Annotated in this window: 22 protein-coding genes; 11 read left to right on the plus strand and 11 right to left on the minus strand. The window is 67.4% G+C overall.

The window, feature by feature from the left end:
• Positions 1–87: 87 nt before the first annotated feature.
• From RHA1_RS09120 to RHA1_RS09130, 3 genes are read right to left on the minus strand one after another with little or no spacing between them, the layout of a single operon-like run.
• Positions 88–1,644 (minus strand): GMC family oxidoreductase, encoded by a 1,557-nt coding sequence (locus tag RHA1_RS09120; protein WP_011594794.1) that lies wholly within the window; start codon positions 1,642–1,644, stop codon positions 88–90.
• Positions 1,641–3,200, minus strand: a complete 1,560-nt coding sequence (locus RHA1_RS09125) for an APC family permease (RefSeq protein ID WP_011594795.1) — start codon at positions 3,198–3,200, stop codon at positions 1,641–1,643. Before RHA1_RS09125 ends, RHA1_RS09120 begins: the two co-directional genes overlap by 4 nt.
• Before the next feature lie 27 nt (positions 3,201–3,227).
• Complete coding sequence (locus tag RHA1_RS09130; RefSeq protein ID WP_011594796.1) at positions 3,228–4,730, minus strand: aldehyde dehydrogenase family protein; 1,503 nt, start codon at positions 4,728–4,730, stop codon at positions 3,228–3,230.
• 225 nt (positions 4,731–4,955) lie between these two features.
• Here RHA1_RS09130 and RHA1_RS09135 point away from each other — a divergent pair, with 225 nt between their 5' ends.
• Entirely contained in the window at positions 4,956–5,903 is a 948-nt protein-coding gene (locus RHA1_RS09135) for an aldo/keto reductase (protein WP_011594797.1), read from the plus strand.
• A 2-nt stretch (positions 5,904–5,905) separates the two neighbouring features.
• Here the strand turns inward: RHA1_RS09135 and RHA1_RS09140 are convergent, their stop codons facing one another.
• Entirely contained in the window at positions 5,906–6,823 is a 918-nt protein-coding gene (locus tag RHA1_RS09140) for a tyrosine-protein phosphatase (RefSeq protein WP_041811291.1), read from the minus strand.
• Positions 6,824–7,049: 226 nt separating this feature from the next.
• Here RHA1_RS09140 and RHA1_RS09145 point away from each other — a divergent pair, with 226 nt between their 5' ends.
• The 4 genes from RHA1_RS09145 to RHA1_RS09160 are packed head-to-tail and all read left to right on the plus strand — an operon-like array spanning position 7,050 to position 9,955.
• Positions 7,050–7,826 (plus strand): SDR family oxidoreductase, encoded by a 777-nt coding sequence (locus RHA1_RS09145; protein WP_009474584.1) that lies wholly within the window; start codon positions 7,050–7,052, stop codon positions 7,824–7,826.
• A 35-nt stretch (positions 7,827–7,861) separates the two neighbouring features.
• Positions 7,862–8,653, plus strand: coding sequence for an SDR family NAD(P)-dependent oxidoreductase (locus RHA1_RS09150; RefSeq protein ID WP_011594799.1), 792 nt, complete (start codon positions 7,862–7,864; stop codon positions 8,651–8,653).
• Positions 8,654–8,698: 45 nt separating this feature from the next.
• Positions 8,699–9,511, plus strand: a complete 813-nt coding sequence (locus RHA1_RS09155) for an SDR family NAD(P)-dependent oxidoreductase (protein ID WP_007300348.1) — start codon at positions 8,699–8,701, stop codon at positions 9,509–9,511.
• A gap of 33 nt (positions 9,512–9,544) precedes the next feature.
• Positions 9,545–9,955, plus strand: coding sequence for a hypothetical protein (locus RHA1_RS09160; RefSeq protein ID WP_011594800.1), 411 nt, complete (start codon positions 9,545–9,547; stop codon positions 9,953–9,955).
• A 7-nt stretch (positions 9,956–9,962) separates the two neighbouring features.
• Here the strand turns inward: RHA1_RS09160 and RHA1_RS09165 are convergent, their stop codons facing one another.
• Positions 9,963–10,574 carry a maleylpyruvate isomerase family mycothiol-dependent enzyme gene (locus tag RHA1_RS09165; protein ID WP_029539358.1) on the minus strand — a complete coding sequence of 204 codons (612 nt, stop codon included), beginning with the start codon at positions 10,572–10,574 and terminating at the stop codon, positions 9,963–9,965.
• Positions 10,575–10,694: 120 nt separating this feature from the next.
• Here RHA1_RS09165 and RHA1_RS09170 point away from each other — a divergent pair, with 120 nt between their 5' ends.
• Entirely contained in the window at positions 10,695–11,984 is a 1,290-nt protein-coding gene (locus tag RHA1_RS09170; RefSeq protein WP_011594802.1) for an HNH endonuclease, read from the plus strand.
• Here the strand turns inward: RHA1_RS09170 and RHA1_RS09175 are convergent.
• Both RHA1_RS09175 and RHA1_RS09180 read right to left on the minus strand, forming a co-directional pair.
• Positions 11,979–12,392, minus strand: a complete 414-nt coding sequence (locus tag RHA1_RS09175) for a PPOX class F420-dependent oxidoreductase (protein WP_011594803.1) — start codon at positions 12,390–12,392, stop codon at positions 11,979–11,981. The genes RHA1_RS09170 and RHA1_RS09175 overlap by 6 nt on opposite strands.
• Complete coding sequence (locus tag RHA1_RS09180) at positions 12,389–13,564, minus strand: hypothetical protein (protein ID WP_041811294.1); 1,176 nt, start codon at positions 13,562–13,564, stop codon at positions 12,389–12,391. Before RHA1_RS09180 ends, RHA1_RS09175 begins: the two co-directional genes overlap by 4 nt.
• Positions 13,565–13,660: 96 nt before the next feature.
• Here RHA1_RS09180 and RHA1_RS51170 point away from each other — a divergent pair, with 96 nt between their 5' ends.
• Complete coding sequence (locus RHA1_RS51170; protein ID WP_193384929.1) at positions 13,661–14,293, plus strand: hypothetical protein; 633 nt, start codon at positions 13,661–13,663, stop codon at positions 14,291–14,293.
• Positions 14,294–14,299: 6 nt separating this feature from the next.
• Here the strand turns inward: RHA1_RS51170 and RHA1_RS09190 are convergent, their stop codons facing one another.
• Together RHA1_RS09190 and relB are read right to left on the minus strand one after the other, a co-directional pair.
• On the minus strand, positions 14,300–15,535 hold the full coding sequence (locus RHA1_RS09190; protein WP_011594805.1) for a type II toxin-antitoxin system HipA family toxin: 1,236 nt from the start codon (positions 15,533–15,535) through the stop codon (positions 14,300–14,302).
• Positions 15,535–15,783 carry a type II toxin-antitoxin system RelB family anti-toxin gene (gene relB / locus RHA1_RS09195; protein ID WP_009474594.1) on the minus strand — a complete coding sequence of 83 codons (249 nt, stop codon included), beginning with the start codon at positions 15,781–15,783 and terminating at the stop codon, positions 15,535–15,537. The genes RHA1_RS09190 and relB overlap by 1 nt, the downstream gene beginning before the upstream one ends.
• A gap of 198 nt (positions 15,784–15,981) precedes the next feature.
• Here relB and RHA1_RS09200 point away from each other — a divergent pair, with 198 nt between their 5' ends.
• The gene (locus RHA1_RS09200; RefSeq protein WP_009474596.1) at positions 15,982–16,752 is read left to right on the plus strand and encodes a deoxyribonuclease IV; all 771 of its coding nucleotides are present in this window, start codon (positions 15,982–15,984) and stop codon (positions 16,750–16,752) included.
• Here RHA1_RS09200 and RHA1_RS09205 read toward each other — a convergent pair.
• Positions 16,749–18,212: a SulP family inorganic anion transporter gene (locus RHA1_RS09205; protein ID WP_011594806.1), complete on the minus strand. Its 1,464-nt coding sequence runs from the start codon at positions 18,210–18,212 to the stop codon at positions 16,749–16,751. The genes RHA1_RS09200 and RHA1_RS09205 overlap by 4 nt on opposite strands.
• Before the next feature lie 97 nt (positions 18,213–18,309).
• Here RHA1_RS09205 and RHA1_RS09210 point away from each other — a divergent pair, with 97 nt between their 5' ends.
• The 3 genes from RHA1_RS09210 to RHA1_RS09220 are packed head-to-tail and all read left to right on the plus strand — an operon-like array spanning position 18,310 to position 20,535.
• Positions 18,310–19,098 carry an amino acid ABC transporter substrate-binding protein gene (locus RHA1_RS09210; protein ID WP_011594807.1) on the plus strand — a complete coding sequence of 263 codons (789 nt, stop codon included), beginning with the start codon at positions 18,310–18,312 and terminating at the stop codon, positions 19,096–19,098.
• A 10-nt stretch (positions 19,099–19,108) separates the two neighbouring features.
• Positions 19,109–19,777: an amino acid ABC transporter permease gene (locus tag RHA1_RS09215; RefSeq protein WP_011594808.1), complete on the plus strand. Its 669-nt coding sequence runs from the start codon at positions 19,109–19,111 to the stop codon at positions 19,775–19,777.
• Positions 19,774–20,535 (plus strand): amino acid ABC transporter ATP-binding protein, encoded by a 762-nt coding sequence (locus tag RHA1_RS09220; protein WP_009474600.1) that lies wholly within the window; start codon positions 19,774–19,776, stop codon positions 20,533–20,535. The genes RHA1_RS09215 and RHA1_RS09220 overlap by 4 nt, the downstream gene beginning before the upstream one ends.
• A gap of 4 nt (positions 20,536–20,539) precedes the next feature.
• Here the strand turns inward: RHA1_RS09220 and RHA1_RS09225 are convergent, their stop codons facing one another.
• Positions 20,540–21,034 carry a GNAT family N-acetyltransferase gene (locus tag RHA1_RS09225; protein WP_037197085.1) on the minus strand — a complete coding sequence of 165 codons (495 nt, stop codon included), beginning with the start codon at positions 21,032–21,034 and terminating at the stop codon, positions 20,540–20,542.
• Positions 21,035–21,115: the final 81 nt, after the last annotated feature.

Genomic DNA, 21,115 nt, shown 5'->3' on the forward strand with positions numbered 1-21,115 from the left:
GCCCTTCCGTCTCTCTACCAGTACGGTGAGATAGTAGGACTTCAAAGTACCCGGCTGTTCACGCAGGTCCTCCGACACGTCGCCGGGTCAGGTTCCGCGGATCAGATCGGCGCACTTCTCGGCCATCGTCATGACCGTGATATTGGGATTGACGTAGGGCAGTTTCGGCATGGCGGACGCGTCCACCACCCGCAGATCGCGAACGCCCTTCACTCGCAGTTCCGGATCGAGAACGGCCATCGGATCGGTGGCCGCACCCATCCTGGCGGTCCCGGCGGGGTGGTACACCGTGTTGTGCGTCCGGTGCGCGTAGTCGATCAGTTCGTCGTCGGTGACCGCCTCCGGCCCGGGGGCCAGTTCCCTCGTGATCCAGCCGCGGAGAGGTTCCTGCTCGGCGATGCGGCGCGCCAGCCGGATCCCGGCAAGCATCACGGCCTCGTCGTGGCCGTCCGGGTCGGTGAAGTACCGGGGATCCACTCGCGGACGATCCCGGAAGTCGCGGGAACGCAGACGTACCGTTCCGCGAGAGAGTCCCTGCGTGACGTTCGGGGTGAGGCAGAAACCGTTGTCCGTGGTGGGGTAACCCCACCGGAGTGTGTTCATGTCGAACGGCACGCTGCCGTAGTGCATCATCAGGTCCGGATGGTTCAGCCCCTCCTCGGTGGTGGCGAACAATCCGATCTCCCACCACTGTGTGGACGTCTCGACCATCGGCCGGGACGCGTCCCAGAACACCAGCCCTTCGACGTGATCGTCGAGGTTCTGCCCGACCCCGGGAGCGTCGACCCGAACCTGCACACCCATCTCACGCAGGTGCACCGTCGGCCCGATACCCGAGAGCATCAACAGTTTCGGTGTGTCGATGGCCCCGGCGGTGACGATCACCTCGCGGCGCGCCGAGACCGTGTCGTATCCGGTGAGATCGGGGCGCTGGTACCGCACGCCGGTCGCCGCCAGCGCGTCGTCGATGACGATCTCGCTGACCCGGCAGTCGGTGCGCACCTCCAGGTTGGGGCGTGACCCGAGAATCGGATGCAGGTAGGCGTGCGACGTCGACATGCGCGTGCCGTCCTCGGACGCGTTGATTTGGAACCACCCCGCCCCGTCGAGCACCGTCGTGCCCCGGTTGAACTGCACGGTGGGCAACCCGACCTTCGCCGCGGCCTCGAGCAGGGCCACGCCGCAGGGGTCGTGCGGCGGGACGTCGCGCAACCGCACCGGACCGCTGCGGCCGTGCTGCTCGCCGGGGGCGTCGTTGTTCTCCACGCGCGCCACGAGCGGCAGCACGTCCTTCGCGCCCCAGCCGGTGGCACCCGCCGCCGCCCAGTCGTCGAGTGTCTCGGCGGGTGGCCAGAACGCGATGCACGAATTGTGGGAGGAGCATCCGCCGAGCACCTTGGCGCGGGCGTGTCGCATGAAGCTGTTGCCCTTCTCCTGCGGCTCCACCGGATAGTCCCAGTCGTAGCCGGAGTCCAGCAGATGCATCCACTGCGACAGCTCGAGGACGTTGCGGTCACCGACGTCGGACGGCCCGGCCTCCACGAGGCAGACGGTCACCGAGGGGTCCTCGCTGAGCCGCGCGGCGAGCACACATCCGGCCGTTCCCCCGCCTGCGATGACATAGTCGAACACGGTGTCCGTCATGGCAGTTCGCTCTCCGCCTCGTCCTTCGACGACGCCGCGTGCGAGGCGAGACAGCCGATGTGGTTGCGGCCCTTCACCGCATACCAGAGGAGACCGAGCCCGAGAATGATGCCGATGTAGACGAACGCACCCCACGTGTTGTACCAGGGAGTGCCGTACACCTCGGGGCGCGGCCACGCGAGATTGAGCGCCATCCCCACTCCCCACAGCACGGCGAAGATGTTCACCGGAAGCCCCCACCGGCCCATCGTGAAATAGCCGCTCTCCGCGAGTTCCTTCGGCGGCCACTGCCCCTGCAGGCGTTTCTTCAGCAGTGGCCCGGTGACCATGAGGTACGCCAGGTAGATCATGATGATCGCGATCGATGTCAGCACGGTGAAGATCTGCGGCTGACCGATGTTGATGACGAGGATGAACGCCGCGAGCACACCGATCACGATGGCGGGGACCACGGGCGTCTGATGCTTCGGGTTGACGTGGGCCAGCCGCTCCCCGAAGGGCAATGCGTTGTCGCGGGCCATCGCGAACGTGAGCCGGATGGCCGCGGCGTGCACCGCGAGCGAACACACCGTGACCGCGACGACGATGCAGACCAGGAAGATCTTCCCGAGCGGTCCCCACATCACCTGCTCGACGATGTACTGCAGGCCGCCCTCGCTGCTGCCGATCAGCGGATCCTCGAGGTCGGGGGCTGCCATGACGGCGAATACCAGAATCGCCCCGCCGATGACGAACGACGCGAGGATCGCCCGCAGGATGGCCTTGGGTGCCGTCCGTCGTGGGTCGACGGTTTCCTCGCCGAGCGAACTCGCGGTGTCGAATCCGTACATCACGTACCCGGAGGCGAGTGACGCCACGAGGAACACCGTCAGATATCCACCGCTCTCCCCGGCGCCGTACCCGTGGGTGGAGAAGAACACGTCCGGACCGCGAGTGATGTTGGCGGCGAGGATGATCGCGATGAGGACGGCCGCGATCAGTTCGACGAACACACCCGTGCTGTTGATGAGAGCCATCAGCTTGACGCCGAACGCGTTGACCGCCGTGGTGAACGCGATCATGATGGTGCCGAGAATGACGGCGTTGGTGGCGAAGTCGTACTCACCGCTGCCGTCACCGATGATCTGGAATCCGCTCCACAGCCTCGGCAGGTTGAGTTGCAGGGCGAGCACGACGGCCGAGAGGGTCACGATCGACGCGGTGAGCATCAGCCAGCCCGACGACCATCCCACGATCCTGCTGCCGAGCAGCTTGGCCCAGTTGTAGACCGAGCCGGCGACGGGGTACTTGGCGGCGAGCTCCATGAAACACAGGGCGACGGCCATCTGCCCGACGAACACGATCGGCCAGGACCACAGGTACGCCGGTCCGGCGGTGCCGAACCCGAAGTAGAACAGCTGGAACGTGCCGGTGAGAATCGAGATGTAGCTGACTCCCGCCGCGAAACTGGCGAATTTGCCGAGGCTGCGGTCCAATTCCTGTTTGTACCCCAGTTCGCCGAGTCCACTGTCCCCCGGCGCACCTCCGTCACCCACTGCTCCGTGCCGAGTAGCCATGGTTCTCTCGCCTCTCCGTGCGCCGACCTAGCCGTTGTCGAACCACCCCGCCGCCGTGGGCGAGGTGTTGTGCCAGATATGTTTGGTCTCCTGGTATTCCGCCAGACCGGTGGGGCCGAGTTCGCGCCCGTTCCCCGACATCTTGAAGCCGCCCCACTCGGCGGCCGCGGTGTAGTAGCCGAAGTCGTTGAGCCACACCGTGCCGTGGCGAAGACCGCGCACCATCCGCTCGCCCCGCGCGCTGTCGGCGGTCCGGACGCCGGCGGCGAGGCCGTACTCGGTGTCGTTGCCCAGCCGCAGCGCCTCCTCCTCCGTGGTGAAGCGCTCGACGGTGAGGATCGGGCCGAACGTCTCCTCCTGCACGAGGCGCATGGTGCGGTCGCAGTGGTCGAAGATGGTGGGCAGGTAGTAGCTCCCGTCAGCCAACGCGGGATCGGCGGGCCGGGCACCCCCGGTCACCAACCGGGCGCCCTCGGAGAGGCCGAGCGCCACGTACCGTTCGACCTTCTCCCGGTGGGCCTCGGACACCAGCGGGCCGGTTCGGCTCGTGGGATCGAGACCGTTGCCCATCCGGATCTTCTCCGCCCGCGCGGCCAGTGCGGCGACGAACCGGTCGGCGATGGACTCCTCGATGATCAGGCGGGTTCCCGCCGAGCACACCTGACCGGAATGCAGGAACACCCCGGTGAGCACCTGGTCCACCGAATCGTCTCCGTCCGCGTCGGCGAAGACGATGTGCGGATTCTTGCCACCGAGTTCCACCGCCACCTTGGTGACGTTCTTCGCCGCGGTCTCGAGGATGACGCGTCCGGTCGCCAGCCCGCCGGTGAACGAGATGAAGTCGACGTCGGGGGTGCCCGTGAGCGCGGCGCCCAGCACGGCGCCACTGCCCTGCACGAGGTTCACCACCCCGGCGGGGACACCTGCTTCGGCGATCAGTGCGGTGAACGCGATGGTGCTGAGCGGGGTCACCTCGCTCGGTTTGAGGACCATGGTGCACCCGGCGGCCAGCGCGGGCGCCACCTTCCACGAGATCTGCAGCAGCGGGTAGTTCCACGGTGCGATGAGCACGCACACGCCGATCGGCTCGCGCACCACCCGGCTGATCACCTCGGGCCGGCCGACATCGACCAGAGCGTCGGCTTCGACCGCGGCGAGTTGCGCGTAGTACCGGAACACCGACACCACGTCGTCGATGTCGATCCTGCTCTCCTCCAGAGTCTTTCCGGTGTCGAGCGTCTCGATGCGTGCGAGGGTCTCCTTGTCGCGCTCGAGGAGATCGGCGATCCTCGCGACCAACGCCGTGCGCTCGGCGACGGGCGTGCAGGGCCAGGTTCCCTGGTCGAAGGCGGCGCGGGCCGCGGCGACGGCGCGGGTCGCGTCCTCCGGGGACGCCTCGTCGACGGTGGCGACCACCGATCCGTCGGCCGGATTGATGCAGTCCCGGGTCTCACCGGAGCTGGAGCGGATCCACTGCCCGTCGACGAACAGGCCCGTGTTCAAGAGGTCATCGATCGACTGGTCCTGCATCACTCAACTCCGTGTCTCGCCGGAACGAACGCACCCCCTTTACGGTATGCCGTCGGAGTCGCGGTGGGCGGGGATCGCGCACACATGTCCGATTCGCGACGGTATCCGTCGCCGAGAAGACTGTGTCCGGTAGCCGGACGCGCGTGCGCCTAGCGGCTGCGATAGCGTCGTCAGGCGAACTCTTCGCACATTCCCGGACAGGACACACCTAGAAACGGAGCACCCGTGGTCGCCATCGGCAACTCGGATCTGGACATCTTTCCCCTGGCCCTCGGTGGTAACACCTTCGGCTGGACCAGTGACGAACCGACGTCGTTCGAGATCCTCGACGCCTTCGCCGCAGGCGGCGGCAACTTCGTCGACACGGCGGACTCGTACTCCGCGTTCGCCGAGGGCAACTCCGGCGGCGAGTCCGAGACCGTTCTCGGTAACTGGATGGCGTCCCGCGGCAACCGCGACCACATGGTGATCGCCACCAAGGTCAGCCAGCACCCGGAGTTCAAGGGCCTGGCCCCCGCCAACGTCCGCGCGGCGGCGGAGGCCTCCCTGAAGCGGCTGCAGACCGGCCACATCGACGTGTACTACGCCCACTTCGACGACGCCGACACTCCGCTCGTCGACACACTCGGCGCCTTCGACGAACTGGTCCGCGACGGACTCGTCCGCCACGTCGCCATCTCCAACTACTCGCCCGAGCGCATCCGCGAGTGGCTGTCCCTGACGGCCGAGAACGGCTTCGCGGCCCCGATCGCGCTGCAGCCGCACTACAACCTGGTGCACCGCCACGACTACGAGCCCGAGGTGGCCGCGATCGCCACCGAGAACGGCCTGGGCGTCTTCCCCTACTACTCGCTCGCCGCCGGCTTCCTGGCGGGCAAGTACCGCACCCAGGCCGACCTGGACGGTCAGCCCCGCCAGCGGATGGCGACCCGCTACTTCTCCGAGTCCGGCCTCGCCGTCGTCGACGCCCTGGCCGAGATCGCCGACACGCACTCGGCGGAGATCTCCACCATCGCGCTCGCGTGGCTCCTCACCCGGCCCGGCATCACCGCGCCGATCGCGAGCGCGAGCCGCCTCGAACAACTTCCCGCTCTACTCGACGCCCCCACCGTGACCCTGACCGCATCCGAGATCAGCCTGCTGACGACTCTCTCGGACGCGATCGGCGCCTGACCTCAGCTCAGCAGCTTGCCCCGGAGTCGATCGACGGTCGCCGCACTCAGACCGAGCCCCTCGGTGAGATAGCGGTCGACCGTCCCGTACTGCTCGGTGAGCCGGCCGAGCCCGGCCTCGAGGTAACTCCGGTCGACGCCCAGCAGCGGCTGGTAGATCTGCGCCACCGCCTCACCGCGGCTGGCGGCGATCTGGTCGTACGTGATCTTCATCGACGCGGCCGTGTACTCGTTGGTGAGCAGATAGTCGTCGAAGATGGTGTCCCGCGAAACGCCCGCGATGGAGAGCAGCAGCGCAGACGCCCAGCCGGTGCGGTCCTTGCCCGCCGTGCAATGGAAGATCTGCGGCCCCTCGGTGTCGGCCAATGACGTCAGGAGTTGCGCGAACCCGGCCCGGGTCGCCGGGTCGTCGACGAAGCTGCGGTTCATCTGCCGCATGAACGCGACGGCGTCGGCGGGCGACTTCAGTTGCGCGACTGCCGCCCCCAGGTCTCCCGACAGGATGGGGATACCGAGGTACCGCGGCCCGGCCGGGAGCCGGTCGGGCTTCGCCGCCACCTCCTCGACGGTCCGCACGTCATACACCGCGGTCAGGCCGAGCCCGGTGAGAACAGCGAGATCCTGATCGTTCGGAACCAGCGCGTTCGAACGGTAGAACAGCCCCCTCGTGACGTGTCCTCCGCGAGCGGTGGCGTACCCCCTGCGCGATCCCCCGACATCGCGGAAGTTGTCGACCGACGCCAGTCGCGGAGTCTCGGCGACCGCGCCCGCGCTCCCGAAGTCGGACGAACCGAATCCCGGGATACTGATTCCCGGCAGCGACAGCGGGTCCGCCGAAGCGAGCGCAGGCGTGCCGAAACCCGCGAACAGGACGCTGCCGGTGAGCAGCGCCGCGGCGGCGGAGGTGACGCGTCGAGACATGGGGGAAGCCTTTCGATGGGCCGTCGGGGAGATCCGCCCGTCCGGCATGTCCGGAACATCAGCGGGTAATCCACATCACAGTGGTCGGACGTTTCCCGTGGCTACGAGTTGTTCCGATCACCGGGAGAACCCGTTTCCCGCCGGCGGCGCCCGCAGCAGACTCGGGCCGTCGGCAGCCGACGTGCCCGACGAACGTGATTCATTGACGACGAGGATGTGAGCTGAGATGACCGAGACCGCACAGCAACTGGCGGGGAAGGTTGTGATCGTGACCGGGGCGGCACGGGGGCTCGGCGCGGCCTTCGCCCAGCGCATCGTCGACGAGGGCGGCAGCGTCGTGGTCGGCGACGTTCTCGACGACGACGGCCGCGCGACCGTCGACCAGCTCGGTGACCGGGCGCGGTACAGCCACCTCGACGTCACCGACCCGCAGCAGTGGCAGGCCGCGGTCGACGTCGCAACGAGCGAATTCGGGCGCCTCGACGGCCTCGTCAACAACGCCGGCATCTCCACCGGCCAGTACATCGAGCACGAACCGCTCGAACACTTCCGGACGGTCCTCGACATCAACCTGACCGGCGTGTTCAACGGTCTGCAGGCCGTGATCGGCCCGATGCGCGCCGCCGGCGGCGGATCGATCGTCAACATCTCGTCGGCCGCCGGACTGATGGGACTCGCGCTCACCGCCGGTTACGGCGCGTCCAAGTGGGGCGTGCGCGGGCTCACGAAGATCGCCGCCGTGGAACTGGGCACCGACCGGATCCGCGTCAATTCCGTCCACCCCGGAATGACGTACACCCCGATGACCGCGGGCCTCGGAATCCAGCAGGGCGAGGGCAACTACCCCAACACCCCCATGGCCCGGGTCGGGGTGCCTGAGGAGATCGCCGGCGCCGTCGGATTCCTGCTGTCCGACGCGTCCACGTACGTCACCGGGGCGGAACTGGCCGTCGACGGCGGATGGACCGCCGGGCCGACCGTCAAATACGTCATGGGCCAATGAGATCGAATTCGGAAAACACACGAGGAGCACAGACGATGAATCGATTCGACAACCGGCGGATCCTGGTGACCGGAGCCGCATCGGGCATCGGACAGGCCACCGCCCTCCGCCTGCTCGAGGAAGGCGGCACCGTCGTGGCAGCCGACGTGTCCGAGGACGGCCTCGCGCGGACGGCGGAACTGGCCGAGGCGGCAGGCACGGCAGGGCGACTCAGCGTGGCCGCAATCGACATCGGCGACGAGAAGTCCGTCACCGACGGCGTGAACAGCAGCGTCGAGAAACTCGGCGGACTGGACGTACTCGTGAACGCCGCCGGCATCCTCCGCGCCTCGCACACCCACGAAACGTCGCTGGACGTGTGGAATCAGGTGATCGGGATCAACCTCACCGGCACGTTCCTCATGGTCCGCGAATGCCTGCCCGCACTGCTGAACAACGAACGCAGCGTCGTCGTGAACTTCAGTTCCACCTCCGCCGCGTTCGCGCACCCCTACATGGCCGCGTACGCCGCGAGCAAGGGCGGCATCCAGTCGTTCACCCACGCGCTGGCCCTCGAATACGGCAAGCAGGGTCTGCGCGCCGTCGGTGTCGCACCCGGCAGCATCAAGACCGGCATCACCGACGCCACATCCGGATACGTTCCGTCCGACGCCGATTGGAGCCTGTTCGCCAAGCTCTCCCCCATCCTGCCCACCACCCTGGAATCGGGCGGCGCGGCCATGGGCGGACCCGAGCAGGTCGCCGGAGTCGTCGCCATGCTCGCCTCCGAGGACGGCGCGTTCGTCACCGGAACCGAGATCCGCATCGACGGCGGGACCCACGCCTGACCGGTGAGCCCTTGCGCGTGCGACGGCGGCACGTAGGTTGGACACATGAGCCTGCCCACCCCTGCCGCCGACCGCACCGCGCTCGTCACCGGAGCGTCGTCCGGGATCGGCGCGGCCCTCAGCCGTGAACTCAGCCGCCGCGGTCACCAGGTGGTGCTCGTCGCCCGCCGGGCCGAGAAGTTGGAGGAACTGGCCACCGAACTGCGGGCGGCCGGCGGTCGGGCGCATGTGCTGGGTGCCGATCTCTCCGACCGCTCGGCCCGCGCGACGCTGCTCGACCGGGTCGGCGAGCTCGGACTCACCCTCGACATCCTCGTCAACAACGCCGGCCTGTCCACGCTCGGCCCGGTGGCCGCATCCGATCCGGACGCCGAGATGAACATGATCGAGGTCGACGTCATGGCCGTCGCCGACCTCTGCAGCCGCGCCCTGCCCGGCATGGTGCAACGACGCCGCGGCGCCGTCCTCAACGTCGCGTCCACGGCCGCGTTCCAGCCACTGCCCGGACAAGCCGCCTACGCCGCCGGAAAGGCATTCGTCCTCTCCTACACCGAGAGCCTCACCGGCGAACTGAAGGGCACCGGCGTCACGGCGACCGCCCTCTGCCCCGGTCCCGTCGACACCGGTTTCGGTGAGACAGCCGGCTTCGCGAAGGAAGACGCCGAAGCCGCACTGCCCAGCTTCATGTGGGAAAGCCCCGAATCCGTGGCCAGGACCGGAATCGACGGCCTCGACAAGGGGCACATGATCGCCATCCCCGGCCTCGCGAACCGGGCCGCCTCCGTGTTCGCCCACCTCGCGCCGAACAAACTCCTCGTCCCGGTCCTGGCCAGCCGTCATCCCGGTTTGCGGACGTAGAAACTGCCGCCGGTTTACCCTGGCCTGGTGGAGATGACTACCGCTACTCGCCGATTCACACAGAGCACCGCGACCGTGGCCGTCGCCGCAGCCGCCCTTCTCGGGAGCGCCGGTGTGGCCGCCGCCGACGAATGGCCGCCGGTACCCACCGAGCCCAGTCCGGTCGCGCCGTTCGACAACCAGAACTTCCTCACCCCCACCGATCTCGACTATTGGAATCCGTTCGTCAGCGCGAACCGGCTCACGTCGCCGTTCGGAACCGCCAACCGCATCGTCTGCACCGCTTTCCACGGCGTGCTGCTCGACTGCTGGCAAGCCGATCAGAACGGGCAACCACACAAACTCGTCAAGTTGTCCATGGACTTCCCCGGATCGCTCGGCGCCACCCTCCCCGGCGGAGGTCCCGGACACTTCGTCTACCCGGGCTTCATTCCGGGTATCTGAACCCGACTTACAACGGGTCGCCCGCGACCCGTCCTGCCGGCAGCGTGCGGCCGCAGATCATCAGCGCGAGATCCTCGCCCGTTCCCCGTAATTCGGCGCCCCACCCGTACGACCAGTCGAGGTCGGTGGCCCGCAGGCCACGTCCCTCGATGCCGACGCCGAAATTCGAGTGCCCGCCACCCGCCGTGAGGTCGTTGAGAACGACCCGCATCGTCCCCTCCGGTACGTGTCGCGGCAGCCCGAGCGGCACGGTGGCGTCGAGACCGTGGATCACCACGTGGTTGAGCGCGCCGTGGTAGCCACCGCCCGGCGGAGTCCAGCGGCGCATGATGTCCGCGCGCAGGCAGGCGACGAGTTCCTCCGGCGCCAATTCGGCGTCGCTACGGGCGATCTCGTTGGACAGCCGGGTGAAATCGAACTCCCACTCACGCAGGCGCGCCATGAACTGCTCCTCGGAGTAGCGCGCCGCCATGGTGAGATGCGCGACCACTTCTCGAATCCGCCAGCCCTCGCACAGCGACGGTGTGTCCCATTCCGCATCCGAGATGCCGTCGAGCAGATCGGCGAGTGCCGAGAACTCGTTCGCAACCGCCCGTTGCAGATCGGCATCATCGGTCATCGCACCCAGCCCCCACATCATTCTCGACGAGAGTTCCCACACCACCGTAGCCGGGTATTGCCCTGGTCGAACATGATTGGTAAAGTCGAACATACATTCGAACCTTGGGGGAGGTTGGTTGTGGGGGAATTGATTGCAGCGGATCTGGCCGAGTTGCGTGCGTTCACGGCGCGGCTGCGGAGGGTTTCCGTCGACGGAGATGCGGGGTTGGGGATCGAGTGGCTCGACGCGATCGAGGCGTTGAAATCGGTCGGGTGCGCGGCGCAGGCGGTGATCACCGACGGCGTCGTCACGAGTATCCGTGCGGACCGCAAGGCTCGGGGGTTGCCGCGAGCCGACTGGGACCGCGGCATCGCGTGGCAGATTGCGTTGGCGCGCAGGGAATCCCCAAATCGCGGCGGGCGGCATCTCGAATTCGCGCAGGCGCTGGTGCACGAGATGCCGCACACCCTGGCGATGTTGCAGACCGGCCGGTTGAACGAATGGCGTGCCACCCTGCTCGTGCGCGAAACAGCGTGCCTGTCCGCGGCGGATCGGGGCATCGTAGACCGCCGGTTGTGCTCGGACCCGGCCACTCTCGACGGCGTCGGCGACCGCGGTCTGATCGCACGGGCGAAAGCGTTGGCGGTGGAACTCGATGCCGCGGCGGTCGTGGCCCGGCATCGTAAGGCGGTGTCGGAGCGTCGGGTGACGACACGGCCGGCGCCGGACTCGATGGCCTACCTGAGCGTGTTGATGCCGGTGGAGCAGGCGGTGTGTTTGCAGGCCACGCTGGGTCGGGATGCGGACAGTCTCATCGCGACCGGGAACAGCGGTGGCCGTACCCGCAATCAGCTGATGGTGGACTTGCTGTTCCACCGCGGCACCGGGCAGGCGGTGGCGTCGGGTGTTCCCGTGGCGGTGAATCTGGTGCTCTCGGACGAGACCCTGCTGGCGGGCGGTCACGAGGCCGCGCACTTGCAGGGGTTCGGGCCGGTGCCGGCGGGAATCGCCCGGCAGCTGGTGGCCGACGTCGTCGACAGTGATATCGCGACGTCGCTTCAGCGGGTGTATGCGTGCCCGCAGTCGGGGGCGTTGACGGCGATGGAGTCGCAGTCGCGCACGTTCCCGAAGGGCCTGCGAAAGCTGATCGACCTGAGGGATCGGACGTGCCGCACCCCGTGGTGCGATGCGCCGATCCGGCATCACGACCACATCCGCTCACACCGAGAATCCGGTGCCACGACGGCGGACAACGGGACCGGCCTCTGCGAGGCCTGCAACTACGCGAAGGAAGGCGACGGATGGTCCGCCCGCCCCATACACAACCCCGGCGGCACCCACCTCATCGACCTCGGCACCCCGACCGGGCACCACTACCGATCAACCGCGCCGCCGCTCCCGACCCCGGCGCACCTACGCGCGTCATGACGCGGTGGGCGTTACCCTCTCGGTCGCCGGGGTGATCCGTAACAGCACCCGCGGCTTCTGCCGACGCGCGAGGATGCGTTCGACCAACATCACGATCCGGTATTTCAGCCCGTACTCGTCCCGGACGGTGTCGGCCATCCTTCGGCTAATGAACTCGTCGGCGACGATCTCGGCCACTGCGACTACCGGGTCTACCCCGGTTTCCACTTTTCCCCGCCGCGAACATGGGCGAATTTCGACGCTCGGGTTGTTGCGTAGCCGCTTCACCTTTCCGCTGTCCTCCGGAGTGGTGACGACCAGAGCGTCGCCGTCGCGCGCGATCCAGACCGGCGTCGACACGGGCTCCCCGGACCGGCGGAACGTGGTGAGGGAGACGAAAGATTCGTCTCCCAGCGCGGTGAATGTCACTTGTTCCCACCTGACCAGGACGTGAGTTCGGCGATGTCTCCGTACAGCGTCGACTGGTAGGTGAGCATCAGCTCCTCCACCCCGCCGAACTGATCGCCGACGTGATGGGTGTTCTCCGCCGACAGCTCGCGGTCACCGGAGCGTGCGATGAGTTCGTCGATGCGGCTGTCGAGACTCATCGCCCGGTTGACCGCCAGCACGGACCGCAGTTGCACCTCGGCTCGGGACAGCAGGTCGCCGATTCGTGCGAGTGCGGCGACGCGGTCGACCAGTTGATCCCACACCGGCTTCAGTGCGTTCTGCCGGGCCTCGATCTGTTGACGGGCTGTGTCGGAATGGGTGGCACGCAGCGCTTCGTCGAGTTCGGTCCGGATTCCGCGCAGCGCCACGGTATCGACGGCGATCTGCGTCAGTTCCTCGGCGAGGTCGAGTTGGTACCGCTGGATCGCGAAGTGCTCCGAATGCCAGACTGCGGAACCGTCGATCCTGTCGAAGAGCATCCCCGCCAGGTAGAGCAGGGTGTCGTACGAGTCGGCGAATCTGTCGTTGTCGAGATCGACGCCCTTACCGATGGCCTCGGCGACGCGGCGGCCGACTGCGGCCATCGGGGTGTTTTCGGCGGCCCGGCCGAGGCGTTCCGCCGCGGTGCCGCGCGCGTAATTGCCTGCACGTTCGAGCGCGGTGCCGGCGATCGGCGCCGGTGTGCGTTGCAGCGCCCGGAACAGCGCCTCACGCTGTTCGAGATCGAGATGGACACCCTCACGCCGATCCCGGCGCATCGCCCGGACGCCGTTGCCGTAGTGCGCCGGCGACATCACGACCGCAGCCCGAGACGACTGCAGCTTGCGGGCCAGTTCGGTGGCACGGTATTTGAACAGTAGTTGCGCCGGTCCGGGACGCAGACTGTCGGCGCGGCGCGCCACCTGGTGGTACTCGTCCGTCAGCAGGCGCAGCGCCCCGAAGCCGCCGATCGACGGGATGGTGCGGCCGGCGCGACGCCGGTGGCTGAGTACCTGCCGGGTGGGCGAATCGAGGTGTCCGGCGGCGATCAATACGGCAGCGGCGTCCGACAACGGGGCGTGCGTGCCCGTGATCGCGGATCGTTCACACCATTGGCGGACCTGCAGGGAGATGCGTGCACGCCGCTCCTCGTACTCGGTGCTTTCCGACATCGGACCTCCTGGCCGTTCACTGGTCACCACTGTCCCAGAATTTCGTCGGACGCGCCGCGACCACTCGAGGCGGGGTGCGGATCTAGGCTCTCCCTCATGACCTTCACGTTGCGTGAGGTACTTCTGTTCGCGACAGCGTTGGTGGTGGCCGGTTGCGGTCGCGCGGTCGACGGATCCCCCGAGACCGGCGCCGTCGCGGGGCCCGCGACCACCCCGACGGTGACGACCACACCGAAGACCACCGCACCGAAGACGACCACCACCACCACGACCACCACCACCACGACCACCACCACGACCACCACCACGAACACCCCGGCCCAGGCAAACCCGCAGACGTTTGCGGGCACCGCGGCGGGGAGCTACTACTTCACGACACCGAGCACCAAGTTCCACTGTGCGATCCTCACCGGCGGCGACGTCCCGACCGCCGGCTGTCACGGCCCGATGCCGGCGTCGGCGCCGAAGGTTCCGGGCGCCGGCGCGTCCGGCACCCCGGTGACGCCCAACGCGATCGAGGTCGCCGGTGGCCGCCCCGGTCAGTTCGCCAGCGCCGGCGACCCCCGGTACTACCCGCTCGACCGATCTGCCGCCCCCGCACTGTCGTACGGCACCGCGTTACACGTGAACGATTTGACGTGCCTCGTCGACGAGACGTCCGGGGTCACGTGCCGCAGCGACGCGGGCCACGGATTCACGCTCTCGGACAGCGCGTTTCGAGTGTGGTGAGCCGGCTCAGCCCAGTTCGTCCGAGCGCCGTTCCATCAGTGTGCGCAGCTGGGCGTTCTCCTTCGCGGTGAAGCCGATCGTCTCGATCTCCTCGATGCCACGCCCGATGCCCTTGCGGACGCCGTCGAGCATTCTGGTGACCGCGCGTTCGGGAACACCCAGCCGCCCGCCGGACTCGACGAAGTGCCTGCGGTTCAGCTTGTTCGCCTTGCCGTAGAAGTCGAGGGCCATCGGGTCGCGCCATCCGAGGTACGGCTGGGTGCACAGCAGGTCGTAGGCCGGTGTGACACTCCACAACCCCGATGCGGCGAGCTGCACCGAGAAGTTCTTGCCGTGCAGGTCACCGTTCCCGATCGCGTACGAATAGGCCACCAGCCGAAGCAGCTCCAGGGTGGCGACCCGGGCCGAACCGCCGCCGCGCTCACACACGCCGGCGAGTGCGGTGATCACGCTCTCGGTCTTCAGCCGGTACTTGGCGGCGGGGAACATCCCCATCACCTGGCACGCATCCTCCTGCGGTGTGCGGATGACGCGGCCGGACGGATCGACCCGCCGGTCGAAACGGGCGACGAGCAGACCGGCATTGCCCTTCCCGTCGCGCACCAGCTGATGGTCGGCGACGGGCAACCCGCACTTTGCGGCGAGTCCCATGAAGAAGTGCTCGTTCTCGACCAACTGCGGATATCCCTGCGGTGGCGAGAGTTTGAGGATGGCGGGACCCTTGTCGGTCGCGATCGGCGTCGAGTACATCTGAGCCGACACCTTCGCCTGCACACCGGGCAGCGAGGTGGGGTCCAGTTTCACCGCCTCGTGCCCCGACATCTGCTCGAACAACGCCCGCAGGTCCTGGCGCTCGACCGCGTCGGGGTCGAACACCGGTGCGGTCTCGGGCGGCGGCGCCCCGGCGGGAAGCACGCGCACGTCGCCGATCGTGTCGGCCCCGACCGCCATCAGGATCGTGAGGTGATCGTCCTCGGACGTCTTGGTGGCCGCCACCGCACCCCGCAGCCGGATTCCCTCCGGGAGGAGACCCGCGAAGAACGGCGGAACGCTGCCCCCACTCGCGCGCACCTCGGTCGACGACGTGGGGATCGTCCACGCGACCTGCGGGGCGCGTGGGTCCTGCAGGTACGTGGCGTCGTAGCGGAAGACGACGTCGCCGCCCTCCCGCGCGAGACTGCCCGCGAGGCGCTCACCCTTGTAGACGTCGGCACGGTCGACGTTGCTGAGGTTCTCGACCATCAGGACGCCACCTCCACGCCCGAGCGGGTGACGAGCGCCAGACGGCAGCCCATCGCATCCGCGACGGCGTCGACGAGATCCAGTTGCACGGTCCCCCGACCCGATTCGATCGACTGCACGCTGGACCTCGACACCCCGGCCAGGTCGGCCAGCTCCGCCTGCGTCAGCCCGAGCTGATGTCGCCGCGCCACGAACCCGTCGGCGACCCCGCCGGTCTCGGTTCGCTCGCGGCGGCGCGGGGTTGCCATGAAGCCTCCCTGATCGGTGCAATGCTTGTCGACGGATGCTTAAAGCCAGTGTGCGCCGATTCTGTCTTGAAGTCCATATCTATGACTGCGATAGCAAGCTTAAGGTGCGAGAAGAACGGAAAATGGATGGCCTCCGGCTTTAAGCATGCGAACACAAGCACAAGGCACCTCGTCACACCCACCCCCTACCCTGGATACATGCGCATAGGAGCACACGTCCGCCAGGACGAAGATCCGATCGGATACGGCGAACGGCTCGGCGCCGACGTCATCCAGATGTTCCTCACGGACCCACAGAAGTGGGACAAACCGCCGACGCATCCGCGGACCGACGAGATCCGGAACAGTCCCATCGACGTCGTCGTGCACTCGTCGTACGTGATCAACGTGGCCAGCCTCAACAATCGGCTCCGGATGCCGTCCCGCAACGCCGTCGCGCAGCAGGCGCAGGCCGCCGCCGACATCGGCGCGTTCGGCCTGGTGGTCCACGGCGGGCACGTCCGCGACGGCGAGGACGTGAACGCAGGGATCGTCAACTGGCGCAAACTCTTCGAACGCCAGGCCGACAAGGGCGGATTCCCGGTCCCCATCCTGATCGAGAACACGGCAGGCGGCGACTTCGCGATGGCACGGCACTTCGACGCCATCGACCGGCTGTGGCAGGAGGTCGGCGATTTCGGCGCCGGATTCTGCCTCGACACCTGTCACGCGTGGGCGGGCGGCGAGGAACTGGTCGGTGTCGTCGAACGCATCAAGGCCATCACCGGACGCATCGACCTGGTGCACCTCAACAACTCCCGCGACGAGTTCAACTCGGCCCGCGACCGGCACGCCAACCTCGCCGAGGGAACCATCGACGCCGAACTGCTCGCCGAGGTCGTGCGCACCGCCGATGCGCCCGTCGTCCTCGAGACGCCGTCCGAGGGGCTGGCCGAGGACCTCGCGTACCTGCGGGAAACCGCGGGCTAGTCGCCCAGCCGGCCGGTCAGCCTGCGGTACCGCTCCTCGCTGACCGGGTTCAGGCCCTCCACGGTGACATCGGTGCCGCGGCTCGCGTACTTGGTGGTGATGCCATCGAGCGCGGCCACGGTGGACGCGTCCCAGATGGTGGCGCCCGACAGATCGATCACGACGCGGCCGGGGTCGTCGGCGTAGTCGAACGAGAACACGAGGTCGTTGGACGAGGCGAAGAAGAGCTGACCGCTCACCCGGTACATCTTCACGTCGCCGTCGAGTTCGCCGCGCACGTCCACCATGTGGGCTACCCGGCGTGCGAACAGAACCATCGCCACCAGCACGCCGACACCCACACCGATCGCGAGGTTGTCGGTGGCCAGGGTGCCCGCCACGGTGCTGAGCATCACCATCGTCTCGCTCAGCGGCATCCGCCGAAGCGTGCGGACGCTGTGCCAGTCGAAGGTCGTGGCGGCCACCAGCACCATCACGGCGACGAGCGCCGCCATCGGAATGGTCCCCACCACGTCGCCGAGCCCGACCACGAGAATCAGCAGAAACGCACCGGACAGGAACGTCGACAACCGGGTTCGCGCACCACCGGTCTTGACGTTGATGATGGTCTGCCCGATCAGTGCGCACCCGCCCATGCCGCCGAAGAGACCGGTCACGATGTTCGCGACGCCCTGCCCCCACGACTCCCGCGTCTTGTCCGAGTGCGTATCGGTGACGGAGTCCACGAGCTTGGCGCTCATCAGCGATTCGAGCAGTCCGACGACGGCCATCGCCAGCGCGAACGGCGCGATGATCTTCAGGGTGTCGACGGTGAGGGGAACGTCCGGCAACCCGATCAGAGTCGGCAGTCCGTCTGGCAGTTCACCCTGGTCCCCGACGGTGGGCACCGCGACACCGGCGAGGACGGTGAACGCGGTGAGACCGACGATCACCAGCAGCGGGGCGGGCACCGCCGTGGTCAGCTTCGGGATCCACACGAGCAGCGCCAGACCGGCGGCGAGCAGCGCGTACACCGCCCACGGCACATTCGTCAGATACGGGAACTGGTGCACGAAGATCAGGATTCCCAGCGCGTTGCAGAACCCCACCATCACGCTGCGAGGCAGGAACCGCATGAGCCGCGCCACCCCGAGGACGGCGAAGAGGATCTGCATCGCACCGCCGAGGAAGACGGCCGCAATGAGGTACTGCAAACCGTGTGACGCCATGAGCGGGGCCAGCACCAGCGATACCGAACCGGTGGCCGCCGAGATCATCGCGGGACGCCCACCGGTGAATGCGATGGTCATCGCCATGATCGCGGCGGTGAACAAGCCCACCCGGGGATCGACCCCCACGATGATGGAGAACGACAACGCTTCCGGGATGAGGGCCATCGCCACGACGAGCGCGGACAACGACTCGATACGAAACACCGTCGGATGCAGCCACACCGGCCGTCGGAGAGCGAGAGAGGGCACGGGGAGACAAACCTACTTCCTGAGGAGACCGGAAGATCCTATCCGGGTAGCGTTCGACCAGTACGGTTAGCTGATCCGCCGACAGAGGAGGAACCCCGTGCGACGCACACTTCCGGCCGTCCTGATCACCGTCCTGACCGCGCTGTCGCTGGCGGGGTGTGGGAACTCCGACTCGGGGCCGGTCATCGACCAGGTTCGCGAGGCCGGGGTCCTGAAGGTCGGCACCGAGGGCACGTACACACCGTTCAGCTACCAGGGCCCCGACGGTCAGCTCACCGGGTACGACGTGGATGTCATCCGCGCGGTCGGTGACAAACTCGGCGTCTCCGTCGAGTTCACGCAGACACCGTGGGACTCGATCTTCGCGGGCCTCGAAGCGAAACGCTACGATCTCGTCGCCAACCAGGTGACCGTCAACGACGAACGCACCCAGAAGTACGACCTGTCGACGCCGTACACCTACTCCGAGGGTGTGATCGTCACCCGCGCCGACGACAACTCGATCACCTCGCTCGCCGACCTGAACGGCAAGACGACGGCGCAGTCCGCGACGAGCAACTGGGCGCAGGTCGCCAGGGACGCGGGCGCGAACGTCGAATCCGTCGAGGGCTTCGTGCAGGCCATCACCCTGCTCAAGGACGGCCGGGTCGACGCCACCGTCAACGACAATCTGGCCGTCGCCGAATATCAGAAGCAGACGAGCGACACCGGTGTGAAAGTGGCCGCTGAAACCGGTGACACGAGCGAGCAGGCGTTCGCGGCCCGCAAGGACAGCGGTCTGATGCCCGACATCGACAAGGCCTTGGACGAACTGCGCGCCGACGGAACGCTCGCCCAGATCTCGCAGAAGTACTTCGGCACCGACGTCTCGGCACCGACCAACTGAAAGCCTGCCTGTGGACGACGCAACAGTCCAGCTGATCCTGGACAACCTGTGGCCGATGCTGAAGGCCACGGTCACCATGACGATTCCGCTGACGATCATCAGCTTCACCATCGGGCTCGTCATCGCGTTGCTGATGGCGCTCGCCCGGATCTCGTCGATCAGACCGCTGTCGGTGATCGCCCGGTTCTACGTGTCCATCATCCGCGGCACGCCGCTCCTGGTGCAGCTGTTCATCGTGTTCTACGCGCTGCCCCAGTTCGGCGTGGTTCTCGACCCCTTCCCGGCGGCTGTGATCGCGTTCAGCCTCAACGTCGGCGGGTACGCCGCCGAGGTGATCCGGTCGGCGATCCTGTCGATCCCCAAGGGGCAGTGGGAAGCCGCGCAGACCATCGGGATGGGGTACACCACCACACTGCAGCGGATCGTCCTGCCGCAGGCCGCACGGGTCGCGGTGCCGCCGCTGTCCAACACACTCATCTCGCTGGTGAAAGACACCTCGCTGGCATCGACGATCCTGGTGACCGAACTGCTGCGCGTCGCCCAGCTCGCCGCCGCGCCGACATTCGACTTCTTCGCCCTCTACAGCGTCGCCGCGCTGTACTACTGGGTGATCTGCATCTTCCTGTCGGCCGTCCAGGGCCGGCTCGAAGCCCGACTCGACAGGTATGTGGCCAAATGACCGGCACCCCTCCCCTGCTTCAGGTATCCGGCGTCGAGAAGTCGTTCGGCGACCATCACGTCCTGCGCGACATCAGCTTCGACGTCGGGGCCGGAACGGTGACCGTCATCATCGGGCCGTCGGGCTCCGGCAAGACGACGGTGCTGCGCACCCTCAACGCCCTCGACGTGGCGGACCGCGGGACGATCTCCATCGGCGACGTGTCCGTGGACTTCGGCGCCAAGGTGGACCGGTCGACGCTGGCCGCGTTCCGCGGGCAGAGCGGCATGGTGTTCCAGGCCCACAACCTGTTTCCGCACAAGACGGTGATCCAGAACGTCACCGAGGGGCCGATTGTGGTGCAGAAACGCCCCAAGGACGAGGCGCGCGCGGACGCGATGCGGTTGCTCACCCAGGTCGGCCTGGCGGAGAAGGCGGACCAGTACCCGTACCAGCTGTCGGGCGGTCAGCAGCAGAGGGTCGGTATCGCCCGGGCGCTCGCCCTGAAACCGAAACTGATGTTGTTCGACGAGCCCACGTCCGCACTCGACCCCGAACTGGTCGGCGAGGTGTTGCGGGTGATCCGGGATCTCGCGACCGAGGGCTGGACGATGGTGATCGTCACCCACGAGATCCGGTTCGCGCAGCAGGTGGCCGACCAGGTGTTGTTCGTCGACAACGGTGTCGTACTCGAACGCGGCACACCGAGAGACGTACTCGCCAACCCGACCGGGCCGAGACTGCGCCAGTTCCTGCACCGCATCCTCGACCCGCTGTGAACGGTCAGCGCAGGGATTTCTCCATGAGCACGACGCTCGGCCACTCCACGTCGAAGTCCCTGCGACCCACCAGGAAGAAACCCTGCTCCTCGTAGTAGTCGCGTAGCCGGGCGTTGGTTTCGACGCACTCGAGCCGGACGACGGACGCGTCCTCGGAGCGGGCGTGCTCGTCGACCCACCGGAGCAACTGGGCGCCGAGTCCCGCGCTGGCGTGCCGGCGGTCGGTCATGACCCGGGCCACGTAGGCGGCCGGTATGTCGTCCTCGATCCACACGTCGGGGTCGGACCGCAGCACCCGCAGTGCCCCCACCACGATTCCCGCGAACAGCGCGACACGCCATTCCCCGAACTCGATCTGTTCACGAACGTCGGCGAGCGACACCTCACCCCGGGCGGGTGCGTCGAGTTCCCTTGCCAGGATCCAATCCTCAGCGTCCCAGTGCATCTGAACGATGTCTTCAGCCTGCTCGAGTACTGCCCGCTCCACGGTGACCGCCATGCACACACAGTAACCACCCCGCGACGAAAACAAACCACCGCTGTACCTGTGTCGATCTGCGAAGATGTGACTGGAGTTACA

Source organism: Rhodococcus jostii RHA1 (genome assembly GCF_000014565.1).
GTDB lineage: Bacteria > Actinomycetota > Actinomycetes > Mycobacteriales > Mycobacteriaceae > Rhodococcus_F > Rhodococcus_F jostii_A.